The organism is Pseudomonas entomophila (assembly GCF_023277925.1).
In the GTDB taxonomy this organism is placed as follows: Bacteria; Pseudomonadota; Gammaproteobacteria; order Pseudomonadales; family Pseudomonadaceae; genus Aquipseudomonas; species Aquipseudomonas entomophila_D.
Genome location: NZ_CP063832.1, coordinates 3,812,180 through 3,824,511 on the forward strand (window position 1 = coordinate 3,812,180; position 12,332 = coordinate 3,824,511).

Annotated in this window: 8 protein-coding genes; 2 read left to right on the forward strand and 6 right to left on the reverse strand. The window is 64.4% G+C overall.

Going from position 1 to position 12,332, the window contains the following annotated elements; all coding sequences use genetic code 11:
- Window positions 1–8 precede the first annotated feature (8 nt).
- The 6 genes from IM733_RS16880 to putP all read right to left on the reverse strand — a co-directional run bounded on the left by IM733_RS16880 (window position 9) and on the right by putP (window position 7,882).
- The gene (locus IM733_RS16880) at window positions 9–1,412 is read right to left on the reverse strand and encodes a PIG-L deacetylase family protein (protein ID WP_248921188.1); all 1,404 of its coding nucleotides are present in this window, start codon (window positions 1,410–1,412) and stop codon (window positions 9–11) included.
- Window positions 1,409–2,305, reverse strand: a complete 897-nt coding sequence (locus IM733_RS16885) for an antimicrobial resistance protein Mig-14 (protein ID WP_248917687.1) — start codon at window positions 2,303–2,305, stop codon at window positions 1,409–1,411. The genes IM733_RS16880 and IM733_RS16885 overlap by 4 nt, the downstream gene beginning before the upstream one ends.
- Window positions 2,305–3,435, reverse strand: coding sequence for a glycosyltransferase (locus IM733_RS16890; RefSeq protein ID WP_248917688.1), 1,131 nt, complete (start codon window positions 3,433–3,435; stop codon window positions 2,305–2,307). Before IM733_RS16890 ends, IM733_RS16885 begins: the two co-directional genes overlap by 1 nt.
- On the reverse strand, window positions 3,419–5,176 hold the full coding sequence (locus IM733_RS16895; protein ID WP_248917689.1) for a carbamoyltransferase family protein: 1,758 nt from the start codon (window positions 5,174–5,176) through the stop codon (window positions 3,419–3,421). Before IM733_RS16895 ends, IM733_RS16890 begins: the two co-directional genes overlap by 17 nt.
- Before the next feature lie 245 nt (window positions 5,177–5,421).
- The gene (locus IM733_RS16900; RefSeq protein ID WP_248917690.1) at window positions 5,422–6,258 is read right to left on the reverse strand and encodes a 23S rRNA (adenine(2030)-N(6))-methyltransferase RlmJ; all 837 of its coding nucleotides are present in this window, start codon (window positions 6,256–6,258) and stop codon (window positions 5,422–5,424) included.
- 145 nt (window positions 6,259–6,403) lie between these two features.
- On the reverse strand, window positions 6,404–7,882 hold the full coding sequence (gene putP / locus IM733_RS16905; protein WP_248917691.1) for a sodium/proline symporter PutP: 1,479 nt from the start codon (window positions 7,880–7,882) through the stop codon (window positions 6,404–6,406).
- Here putP and IM733_RS16910 point away from each other — a divergent pair.
- Both IM733_RS16910 and putA read left to right on the forward strand, forming a co-directional pair.
- A complete protein-coding gene (locus IM733_RS16910; RefSeq protein ID WP_248917692.1) occupies window positions 7,881–8,144 on the forward strand; it encodes a hypothetical protein in 264 nt (87 codons plus the stop codon). The genes putP and IM733_RS16910 overlap by 2 nt on opposite strands.
- A gap of 96 nt (window positions 8,145–8,240) precedes the next feature.
- Window positions 8,241–12,194: a trifunctional transcriptional regulator/proline dehydrogenase/L-glutamate gamma-semialdehyde dehydrogenase gene (putA, locus tag IM733_RS16915; RefSeq protein ID WP_248917693.1), complete on the forward strand. Its 3,954-nt coding sequence runs from the start codon at window positions 8,241–8,243 to the stop codon at window positions 12,192–12,194.
- Window positions 12,195–12,332: the final 138 nt, after the last annotated feature.

Below are 12,332 nucleotides of genomic sequence, written 5' to 3' on the forward strand. Positions count from 1 at the left end.
TTGGGCGCTCACAGGTCGCGACGCCAGAACAGTTCATGTCGGCGCACCGCCTTGCGGAAGAACTCGTTCTCCCCATACGGCGATGGGCGGCGCCCTGCCAGCCAGCGTTGCAATGCTCGGCGCAGGCGACGCTTGAAAGGGGGCGCGGGTTGCAGGTCGTGCATCATGCCCAGGGCCATGGCCTTGTCGCGCTGGGTGTCGATGTCCAGCACCAGGCTGCAGGGTGCCCAGGCTTCAACGGCTTCCAGTTGCGGCGGCAAGGCCACGCCATCACCGCTGTCGCCCATTGGCCAGCGGTCGTTGTCATGCAGGTGGTTGGCGTAGCACAGCAAGGTTTCAGGCTGCCACGCCAGACCTTGCAGCGCTTCGAGCACGGCGGCCTGGGCACAGATGTGATCCGGATGCGGATCCAGCACCGGATGCGGCATCACCAGCACCTGGGGCCGGGCCATCTCGAGCAGGGCACGCAGGTCGGCCAGCAGGTTGTACCAGGTCGGCACGCCGTCGGCATCGGCCGGCAGCGGGAAAGGATTGAAACGGCGGAAGACGCGAGTGTCGGCAAGGTCCGCTTCACGCGAGCCCATCGGTTGGTCCGGCGCGGCCTGCATGGCCGGCAATTGCAGGCAGAAGTAGCCCAACTGCACGCAGCGCGACTCCGGCACACCGGCCCAGCGTGGTACGGCGATGCTGTCCCAGGCACGCAAGCGACCCTTCAGCCTGGCTGCCTCGGCCTTGGCCAGGCCCATGGCCTGGTAGTGTTCGGCTTCGATCTCACCGGCGGTCAGGGTGACCACCCAGGTCTCATCGGCCTGGCTGTAAAGGCCATAGGCCGCCAGCTCGGCGTCGTCGGCATGGGGAGCGATGACCATCACCCGGCGTTTGCGCAGTTCGACCGCTGGGGTTATCCACAGGCGCGGCGCGCCCTGCAATCGGCAATGCCGACCACGCAGGCGCAACGTACCGGCCATAAGCGGTTCGGCCAACCCCGTCAGGTTGAGGAAGCGCGCCCCTTTGACGCCACGCTCGAACGTTTGCACGTCGCTGGCGGCCCCCGCCAGCAGCTCGACGCGAGGGTCGAGGAAGCGTCCGAGCCAACTGCTGCGGACACCGACTTCAAGGATCAGTGTCTCGTCACCCTGCAGCACAACATCGGTTTGCAGCAGATCGCCCTGCAGGCTTGCTGCGACTTCGCGAGTGTCCTCAGCAAAACGGTAGGCGTAGTCTTCGCCCGGCGAGTAGAACAGGTGATCGGCGAACCACGCTTCGTGCACTGCCCACAACAGCGGCAGCAGCAACAGCGGCAACCACCACGCAACGAACACACCCAGGGCGACCAGCATCAGCAGGCCCGCCAGCAACCCCAGGCGCTTGTTACGCCGGTGGCGCTTGAGCAACTGCTGCTTGCGGCTCACGACTGGAATACCGGCACGGGGTTGCACCAACGGTCCTTGTATTCGCGGTCGGCACGACCGAACGAGAATCGCAGTGCCTTGCCGCAAGCGTTGGCATCCTCCCAGGCGGCCTGGGTGTTGAGGAAGCTCAGCACGCTGCCCGGGCTGAAGGCCTTGGTCTCTGGGTCGACACCGCCATTGACATACTCCACGCTGATCCACTCGGGCGCCTCGACCCGGTATACCAGCTGGATGGCGATGGCCGCCCCGTCGAGGAACAACACCGAGCCGATCAACAGCTCGCGCAGGCGCTCGACCACCTCTGCCATACGTGCCGCGCCAGTGGCCGGAAAACCCCAGCGACGCTGGAACAGGTCGCAGTACATGGTAGCGATTTCGCTGGCAGTGAACTCACTGATCGGGCGCACCTGGCCGCCCGCCTCTTCCAGCAGGCGCAGCTCGCGTCGCTGGTTGTAGCGAAACTTCTTTGAAAGGTCTTCGTGCGCACGGGCCATGGCCAACTGCTCGGGTTGCGCCTTCAGGCCACTGAAGCGGCCTTGGTTCAGTTCCGACAGGTAGCGCCCGGCATGGCGCAACGGCGCCGCCGCGTCGGTGGCGGCCGGTAGGATGATCTCGGCATTGCCCAGGTCGAACAGGCCTTTCTTGCCATGACGCTTGAGCACGTCCTTCGATAGCGCCAGGTGGCGGCCCCAGGCCGGCAGGGCGGCCTTGAGCTGACCACCCTGCACCCAACCAAGGTAACGCACCGGGATTTGCGCGAGGTCGGCCAGTTGTTCGATCACCCGTGGATGCGTGGCCACGCTGCCACCGAAACGCTGCCAGGCGTCGTTGTAGGTGGCCGCGTCGATGACCTGCCAGCCACGCTCGCGCCAGGCTTGGATGTGCTTGAGCATCAGGCCTCCGCCACCAGCGCGCGCACATGCGGCAGCTGCCAGAAAGCATCGCGTACCGCCTGGTCGCTGAACCGCTCGTGAAGGCGTTGCAGCATATGCTGCGCGCACAGCGCGCGCTGCTGCGCATCAAGCCCGGCCATATGTTTCAGGGCCTGGGCCAGCTGCGCGGCGTCGCCCAACGGGAACAACACGCCCACGCCTTCGACGACTTCGCGGGCGCCGCCGCAAGCGGTGGCCAGCACCGGCACGCCAGCGACCATCGCCTCGAGCAGGACCATCCCGAACGGCTCGTGGTCCGAGCTAAGGGCAAATACATCGAACGCCTGGAAATAGCGGCGGGCATCCGGCACTTGGCCGAGAAAATCGACCTGGTCGGCGACCCCCAGCTCGACGGCCTGCGCCTTGAGCTTCGCCTCCAGGCGCCCTTTGCCGAGAATCGCCAGGCGCGCACCGGCAGGCAGCCCCGGCAGCGCTTCGGCAAAGCCGCGCAGCAAGGTGGCCTGATCCTTGTCCGGGTGCAGGCGCCCGACGTTACCCACGACCCAGGCCTGCTCATCCAGCCCCAGGGCCCGCCGCGCCTCGTCGCGCGGCACCAGGGTGGCCTGCAACGCCGCGACATCGACACGGTTGTACAGGGTCTGGATACGCTCGGCCGGCCACTGCGCCAGGCAACGGCGCATGTCGTCGCGCACTGCATCCGACACACCCAGCAGGCTCAGGCGCCTACGGAACAGGTTGGCGAACAGGCGCCGCCCCTTGCGCTGGTAGTCGCCGAAGGCGTGATGCACGCCGATCACCGGCAAGCCGGTGCCCAGCAGTGCCACGTAGATCGGCTTGAAGCGGTGGGCGATGCAAAAACTGAAGTTGCGTTGCACGGCGATCTTGCGCAGCGCACGGATCGCGCCCAGCTTCAGGCCGCGCACGGCCTTGGAGCTGAACTCGAGAAACAGCACCTCGTCCGACGCGCAGCCCGCCGCGACTTGCGCGTCGGCTGCCCCGGTGAGGAAGACGGTGGTGACCTTGTAGCCGCTGCCCTGGAACAGGCTGGCATATTGACGGGCGCAATCGAGGAACGGCCCGTCATAGCCATGGCAGAACTGCAGGATCCGGGGTTCAGAGCGGCTGGTCATATGGCGCCGCGCCATCCTTGACCACCAGGATGTCTTCCATGATCAGGTATTGCAGGTCCGAGCCGAAGAACATGTTTAGGGCGTCGGTCGGAGAGCAGATCATCGGTTCACCACGGCGGTTCAGCGAAGTGTTCAGCGACACGCCGTTGCCGGTCAGCTCTTCCAGTGCCTTCATCATGTCGTAGTAGCGCGGGTTGTACTCGCGCTTGAGCACCTGGGCGCGGGACGTGCCGTCCTCGTGCACCACTTCCGGGACGCGGCTCTTCCACTCTTCGGCCACTTCGAAGGTGAAGGTCATGAACGGTGCCGGGTGATCGATCTTGATCATCTGCGGCGCGACGGTGTCGAGCATCGACGGGCAGAAAGGCCTCCAGCGCTCGCGGAACTTGATCTGGTGGTTGATGCGGTCGGCCACGCCTTCCACGCTTGGGCAACCAATGATCGAACGACCACCCAGGGCACGCGGGCCAAACTCCATGCGGCCCTGGAACCAGGCCACCGGGTTGCCATCGACCATGATCTTGGCGATCTGCTCAGGCATGTTCTCCAGCTTGCGCCATTTCGGTTGGCTCGGGTGGCGGGCACAGGCAGCGATCACGTCTTCGTTGGAGTATGCGGGGCCGAGGTAGACGTGCTCCATCTTCTCGACCGGCACGCCACGGGCGTGGGACACGTAGGCAGCAGCACCCACCGCAGTACCGGCATCGCCGGAAGCCGGCTGGACGAACAGCTCTTTCACATCGTCACGGGCGATGATCTTCTGGTTGAGCTTGACGTTCAGCGCGCAGCCGCCAGCGAAAGCCAGCTTGCCGGTTTCTTTCAACGTGTCGCCCAGGTAATGGTCGATCATCTGCAGGGCGAGCTTCTCGAACAGCGCCTGCATGCTCGCCGCATAGTGGATGTATGGTTCGTCGGCGATGTCACCTTCGCGTTTCGGGCCCAGCCACTCGATCAGCTTGGGCGAGAAGTAGAAGCCCTTGCCCTTCTCTTTATAACGGCGCAGGCCGATGACGTTGGCGTATTCGGTGTTGATCACCAGCTCGCCGTTTTCAAAGCTGGCCAGGCGCGAGAAGTCGTACTTGCTGGCATCGCCATACGGCGCCATGCCCATGACCTTGAATTCGCCGTCAAGCATCTCGAAGCCGAGGAACTCGGTGATCGCGCCATACAGGCCACCCAACGAGTCCGGATCGAAGAACTCCTTGATCTTGTGGATCTTGCCGTTTTCGCCATAGCCAAAGAAGGTAGTGGCGTACTCACCCTTGCCGTCGATACCGAGGATTGCGGTCTTTTCCTTGAAGCCCGAGCAATGGTAGGCGCTGGAGGCGTGGGCCAGGTGGTGTTCGACCGGCTCGATCTTGATTTTCTTCGGGTCGAAGCCCAACTGCTCCAGGCACCAGACGATCTTCTTGCGGTAGCGCTTGTAGCGGCGGTTGCCCATCAGCAGCGCGTCGAGGGCGCGGTCCGGGGCGTACCAGTAGCGCTTGGCATAGTGCCAACGGGCCTTGCCGAACAGGCTGATCGGAGCGAAGGGAATCGCCACCACGTCAACGTCCGATGGCTTGATGCCGGCCTGCTCCAGGCAGAACTTCGCCGACTCGTAGGGCATGCGGTTCTTCGCATGCTTGTCACGCACGAAGCGCTCTTCTTCGGCGGCGGCAATCAGCTTGCCGTCGATGTACAGGGCCGCGGAAGGGTCATGGCTAAGGGCGCCGGACAGGCCAAGAATCGTCAGTGCCAAGGGTCTAGCCTCTCAAATCGGTAGAAATGCGCCAGCGGCCTCTTGGGCGGATGGCGGCTAAAGGGCGGGATTATAACGCAAACATCGCCAGGCGCGATGCATAGACGCGGGAGCGATCAGGCGGGTTCGGCCACCGTTTCACCCTGTAGGAGCCAGCCTTGCTGGCGAAGCAAGCGCCGCGCAGGATGGCACCGGCCTTGCCGTTGTTCGCCGGCAAGGCCGGCTCCTACAAGGAATGCGGCTAGCTATTCGGCGATCAGCCAGTCCATGCGGAAACTGCCAGCGGTCTGCGCCAGCTCCTTGGCCAGCCAGGGCAGCAGCGCCTTGAGTTCGTCTTCCAGGCCCCATGGCGGGTTGGCGATGGCCAGGCCCGAACCATTCAGGCCCTGCGGGCTGTCCTGGTGATGCACATACAGTTCGACCCGCAGCAGTTTGGGTGCGCCCGTGCTGGTCAGGTCCTGGTAGAAGCGGGTCAGCGAGCGCTGGTCCTTGATCGGGTACCAGATAGCCGCGACAGTCTGGCGCATGCGACCGATCGCTTCCTTCATGGCCACGGTGCAACGCTTGAGCTCGTCGGCCTGCTCGAACGGCGGGTCGATCAGCATGATCGCGCGCTTTTCCTGCACCGGCAGCAGGGCCCGCGGGATATGCCAACCCTCACCCAGGTGCACGGTGACCCGCGGGTCCTTCTTCATGTTTTCCTTGAGCAGCGCCCCATCTTCAGGGTGCTTCTCGTTGAGCAGGGCACGGTCCTGCTGGCGCATCAGGCGCCGTGCCAGCTCGGGAGAGCCAGGGTAGTAGCGCAGCTCCCCGTCCTGGTTCAGGCGCTTGATGATGCGCAGGTAGTCGGCGGTCACTTCCGGCAGGTCGTCGCGATTCCACAAGCGGGCGACACCTTCGAGGTATTCGCCGGTACGGCTCGCCTGGTCGCCTTGCAGGTCATAGAGACCGAGGCCGGCATGGGTGTCGATATAGGCGAACGGCTGCTCCTTGCGCGACATCAGGGCGATGAGGCGGGTGAGCACGATATGCTTGAGAACGTCGGCGTGGTTGCCGGCGTGGAAGGCGTGACGATAGTTCATGGCGACTCCTGCGGGGGCGGCAAGTTTACCCTGCCTTGCAGTAGACACAAAAGCATCGCGGGGCAAGCCCGCTCCCACGCGCCCTGTAGCGGCAACGTGAGAGCGGGCTTGCCCCGCGCGAGGGATTACCCCGATTCAGCAGGCGTTACTTGTCAGCGTGATACGCCGCATCAGCCGTTTCGAAACGCGAAACCATGCTCTTCGACGGGCTGCCCAGCTTGCTCACCACCAGGATGGCAATACTGGCGAACAGGAAGCCCGGGATGATCTCGTACAGGCCCAGGCCCACGTAGTTCTTCCACAGGATCACGGTCAGGGCGCCCACCACGATGCCGGCCAGCGCGCCGTTGCGGGTCATGCCCTTCCACAGCACCGAGATCAGCACCACCGGACCGAAGGCGGCACCGAAGCCAGCCCAGGCATAGGCCACCAGGCCCAGCACGCGGTTCTCCGGGTTGGCGGCCATGGCGATAGCGATCAGCGCAACGGCCAACACCATCAGGCGACCGACCCATACCAGTTCCTTCTGCGAGGCATTCTTGCGCAGGAACGATTTGTAGAAGTCTTCGGTCAGGGCGCTCGAGCACACCAGCAGCTGGCAGCTCAGGGTGCTCATCACCGCGGCCAGAATGGCCGACAGCAGCACACCGGCGACCCATGGGTTGAACAGGATCTTGGCCAGCTCGATGAACACACGCTCGTGGTTCTCGGTGACCGGACCCGCCAGGTCAGGGTGCGCCGAGAAGTAGGCGATGCCAAAGAAACCAACGGCACAGGTGCCGCCCAGGCACAGGATCATCCAGGTCATGGAGATGCGGCGGGCGTTGGCGATCGACTTCACCGAGTCGGCGGCCATGAAGCGCGCCAGGATGTGCGGCTGGCCGAAGTAGCCCAGGCCCCAACCCATCAGCGAGATGATGCCGATGAAGGTGGCGCCCTTGAACATGTCGAAGTGAGCCGGGTTCACCGCCTCGATCGCCAGGAAGGTGGTATCGAAGCCACCTGTGGAGATCAGCACGATGATAGGGGTCAGGATCAACGCGAAGATCATCAGCGAGGCCTGCACGGTGTCGGTCCAGCTCACCGCCAGGAAACCACCGACGAAGGTGTAGGCGATGGTTGCCGCGGCACCCGCCCACAGGGCGGTTTCGTATGACATGCCGAAGGTGCTTTCGAACAGACGGGCGCCGGCAACGATGCCAGAGGCGCAGTAGATGGTGAAGAACACCAGGATGACGATGGCCGAGATGATCCGCAGCAGGCCAGTCTTGTCTTCGAAACGGCTGGAGAAGTAGTCCGGCAGCGTCAGGGCGTCACCGTTGTGCTCGGTCTGCACACGCAGGCGGCCGGCGACGAACAGCCAGTTCAGGTAGGCGCCGACGGTCAGGCCAATGGCGATCCAGGCCTCGGAAAGGCCTGCGAAGTAGATGGCGCCCGGCAGGCCCATCAACAGCCAGCCGCTCATGTCCGATGCGCCGGCGGAAAGCGCGGTGACCACGCTGCCGAGACTACGGCCGCCGAGAATATAGTCGGAAAGGTTCTTGGTGGAGCGATAGGCGGCGAAGCCGATCAGCACCATTGCCGCAATGTAGATCACGAAGGTGATCGTTAGTGGATTGCCCATGAGTTGTGCCCTGGCGTTGTTTTTATCTCTTGCGACCGCCGTGCACGACGGTTGCACCCAGGCGGCGCATCCTATGCAACAACATGAACGAGGTGCAACCATTTTTCATTTGCTAGTTGCACCCAACCATGTGCTTTCAGACAAAGCCCCTTTTTTGCTCCTTTTCGGAGCAAAAACCGCGTTTTACATAAACAAATGCACCAAAAAAGAACCTTTCGACCGATCAAAGGTGCCCTTCAGACGAGTTGCACCTTTGCCATGAAGATTTCGGGTTGCACCCGGTTGCACCTGAATTGTCCTACAGGCTAATCTTGCTTCCAGCTTAGGCCACATCCGTGGCCAATAACGAGGATAAGAAATGGCGACGACCACCCTTGGGGTCAAACTCGACGACCCGACCCGTGAGCGACTCAAAGCAGCTGCGCAATCCATTGACCGCACGCCGCACTGGTTGATCAAGCAAGCGATCTTCAACTATCTCGAGAAGCTCGAGGGTGGCGCCACCCTGAACGAACTGAACGGCCACGTTGCCAGCCTCGGCGACGACGCTGGCGAAGTAGCCGCCGACCACGCCCACCAGTGCTTCCTGGAGTTCGCCGAAAGCATCCTGCCGCAATCGGTGCTGCGCTCGGCGATCACCGCCGCCTACCGCCGTCCCGAGCAGGAAGTGGTACCCATGCTGCTGGAGCAGGCGCGCCTGCCGGCCGCGCAAGCCGAAGCCACCAACAAGCTGGCGGCAAGCCTGGCCGACAAGCTGCGCAACCAGAAGAGCGCCGGTGGCCGCGCCGGCATCGTCCAGGGGCTGCTGCAGGAGTTCTCACTGTCCTCGCAGGAAGGCGTGGCCCTGATGTGCCTGGCCGAAGCCCTGCTGCGCATCCCCGACAAAGGCACCCGTGACGCGCTGATCCGCGACAAGATCAGCACCGGCAACTGGCAGCCGCACCTGGGCAACAGCCCGTCGCTGTTCGTCAACGCCGCCACCTGGGGCCTGCTGCTGACCGGCAAGCTGGTCAGCACCCACAACGAATCCGGCCTGACCTCCTCGCTCACCCGCATCATCGGCAAGAGCGGCGAGCCGATGATCCGCAAGGGTGTCGACATGGCCATGCGCCTGATGGGCGAGCAGTTCGTCACTGGCGAGACCATCGCCGAAGCCCTGGCCAACGCCAGCAAGTTCGAAGCCAAGGGCTTCCGCTACAGCTATGACATGCTCGGCGAAGCGGCCCTGACCGAGCACGACGCGCAGAAGTACCTGGCCTCCTACGAGCAGGCGATCCACTCGATCGGCAAGGCTTCCCATGGCCGTGGCATCTATGAAGGCCCAGGCATCTCGATCAAGCTGTCGGCCCTGCACCCGCGCTACAGCCGCGCCCAGTACGAGCGCGTGATGAACGAGCTGTACCCGCGCCTGCTGTCGCTGACCCTGCTGGCCAAGCAGTACGACATCGGCCTGAACATCGACGCCGAAGAGGCTGACCGCCTGGAGCTGTCGCTGGACCTGCTCGAGCGCCTGTGCTTCGAACCGTCGCTGGCCGGCTGGAACGGTATCGGCTTCGTTATCCAGGCCTACCAGAAGCGCTGCCCGTACGTGATCGACTACGTCATCGACCTGGCCAAGCGCAGCCGCCACCGCCTGATGATCCGCCTGGTGAAGGGTGCCTACTGGGACAGCGAGATCAAGCGCGCCCAGGTCGAGGGCCTGGAAGGCTACCCGGTCTACACCCGCAAGGTGTACACCGACGTCTCTTATATCGCCTGCGCCCGCAAGCTGCTGTCGGTGCCAGAAGCCATCTACCCACAGTTCGCCACCCACAACGCCCACACGCTGTCGGCCATCTACCAGATCGCCGGCCAGAACTACTACCCAGGCCAATACGAGTTCCAGTGCCTGCACGGCATGGGCGAACCGTTGTACGAGCAGGTTGTAGGCAAGGTATCCGAAGGCAAGCTGAACCGTCCGTGCCGCGTGTACGCGCCGGTCGGTACTCACGAAACCCTGCTGGCCTACCTGGTGCGCCGCCTGCTGGAAAACGGCGCCAACACCTCGTTCGTCAACCGCATCGCCGACCATTCGATCTCCATCCAGGAACTGGTCGCCGACCCGGTCGCCAGCATCGAGCGCATGGGCACCCAGGAAGGCAGCATTGGCCTGCCGCACCCACGCATCCCGATGCCGCGTGAGCTGTATGGCAGCGAGCGGGCCAACTCGGCCGGTATCGACATGGCCAACGAACACCGCCTGGCGTCGCTGTCCTGCGCCTTGCTGGCCACCGCCCACAACGACTGGAAAGCCACCCCGCTGCTGGGCTGCGCCGCCAGCGAACAAGCTGCCGTGCCGGTGCACAACCCGGCCGACCACCGCGATGTCGTGGGCCATGTACAGGAAGCCACTGTCGGCGACGTCGACAACGCCATCCAGTGCGCGCTGAACGCCGCGCCGATCTGGCAGGCCACCCCGCCGGCCGAGCGCGCCGCGATCCTCGAACGCGCCGCCGACCTGATGGAAGCCGACATCCAGCCGCTGATGGGCCTGCTGGTGCGCGAAGCCGGCAAGACCTACGCCAACGCCATCGCCGAAGTGCGCGAGGCCGTGGACTTCCTGCGCTACTACGCGGTGCAGGCACGCAACGACCTGCGCAACGACAACTGCCGCCCGCTGGGCCCGGTGGTGTGCATCAGCCCGTGGAACTTCCCGCTGGCGATCTTCTCCGGCCAGGTGGCCGCGGCCCTGGCTGCCGGCAACCCGGTGCTGGCCAAGCCGGCCGAACAGACCCCACTGGTCGCTGCCCAAGCCGTGCGCCTGCTGCTGGAAGCCGGCATCCCCGAAGGCGTGCTGCAACTGCTGCCGGGCCAAGGTGAAACCGTCGGTGCCGGCCTGGTTGGTGACGAGCGCGTCAAGGGCGTGATGTTCACCGGTTCCACCGAAGTCGCCCGCCTGCTGCAGCGCAACATCGCCGGGCGCCTGGACAACCACGGCCGCCCGATCCCGCTGATCGCCGAAACCGGTGGCCAGAACGCCATGATCGTCGACTCCTCGGCGCTGACCGAGCAGGTGGTGATCGACGTGGTGTCCTCCGCGTTCGACAGCGCCGGCCAGCGTTGCTCGGCCCTGCGCGTGCTGTGCTTGCAGGAAGACTCCGCCGACCGCGTGATCGAAATGCTCAAGGGCGCCATGGCCGAAAGCCGCCTGGGTAACCCCGAGCGCCTGTCCGTGGACATCGGCCCGGTGATCGACGCCGAAGCCAAGGCCGGCATCGAGAAGCACATCCAGGGCATGCGCGACAAAGGCCGGACGGTCTATCAAGTGGCCATCGCCGAAGGCGAAGAGATCAAGCGCGGCACCTTCGTGATGCCGACCCTGATCGAGCTGGAAAGCTTTGACGAGCTCAAGCGCGAGATCTTCGGCCCGGTGCTGCACGTGGTGCGCTACAACCGCAAAGACCTGGATCAGCTCATCGAGCAGATCAACGCCTCCGGCTACGGCCTGACCCTGGGCGTGCACACCCGCATCGACGAGACCATCGCCAAGGTGGTGGACAACGTCAACGCCGGCAACATGTACGTCAACCGCAACATCGTCGGCGCCGTGGTCGGCGTGCAACCATTCGGTGGTGAAGGCTTGTCCGGCACCGGCCCGAAAGCCGGTGGCCCGCTGTACCTGTACCGCCTGCTGTCGACCCGTCCGGCCGACGCCATCGCCCGCCACTTCCAGGCCGACGATGCGCGCAACCAGGCCGACACCACCCTGCGCGACCAGCAGATCAAGCCGCTGACCACCCTCAAGACCTGGGCGGCCAGCAGCCAGATGAGCGACCTGGCCGCCCTGTGCGAGCAGTTCGCAGAACAGTCGCAGAGCGGTATCAGCCGCGTATTGCCTGGCCCGACCGGCGAGCGCAACACCTACACCGTGCTGCCGCGCGAGCACGTGCTGTGCCTGGCCGACAACGAAGCCGACCTGCTGGCCCAGCTTGCAGCGGTACTCTCGGTAGGCAGCTCGGCGGTATTCCAGGATGGCGAGCCGGCCAAGACCGTGCGTGCGCGCCTGCCGAAAGAGCTGCAAGCGAAGATCAAGCTGGTGGCCGACTGGAACAAGGACGACGTCGCCTTCGACGCGGTCATCCACCACGGTCACTCCGACCAGCTGCGCGGCGTCTGCGAGCAGGTGGCCAAGCGTGGCGGGGCGATCGTCGGCGTGCACGGGTTGTCGAGCGGCGATCACCAGATCGCCCTGGAGCGCCTGGTGATCGAGCGGGCGGTGAGCGTGAACACCGCTGCTGCGGGCGGTAACGCCAGCCTGATGACCATCGGCTGACGCTGACGGTCGTTGAACAGAAAAAGGAGAGCGCAGGCTCTCCTTTTTTATTGGCCCCCCTCGCGGGCCTCTTCGCAGGTAAACCCGCTCCCACTAATACAGCGCTAGGCCTTCGAGGGAACAGGGATAACCATACGA

Excerpts from the sequence above, each read along its gene's own strand:
- IM733_RS16910 (WP_248917692.1), top strand. The coding sequence starts at position 7,881 with ATGAGTTGTGCCCTGGCGTTGTTTTTATCTCTTGCGACCGCCGTGCAC.
- IM733_RS16890 (WP_248917688.1), bottom strand. The coding sequence starts at position 3,435 with ATGACCAGCCGCTCTGAACCCCGGATCCTGCAGTTCTGCCATGGCTAT.
- putA (WP_248917693.1), top strand. The coding sequence starts at position 8,241 with ATGGCGACGACCACCCTTGGGGTCAAACTCGACGACCCGACCCGTGAG.
- IM733_RS16900 (WP_248917690.1), bottom strand. The coding sequence starts at position 6,258 with ATGAACTATCGTCACGCCTTCCACGCCGGCAACCACGCCGACGTTCTC.
- putP (WP_248917691.1), bottom strand. The coding sequence starts at position 7,882 with ATGGGCAATCCACTAACGATCACCTTCGTGATCTACATTGCGGCAATG.
- IM733_RS16885 (WP_248917687.1), bottom strand. The coding sequence starts at position 2,305 with ATGCTCAAGCACATCCAAGCCTGGCGCGAGCGTGGCTGGCAGGTCATC.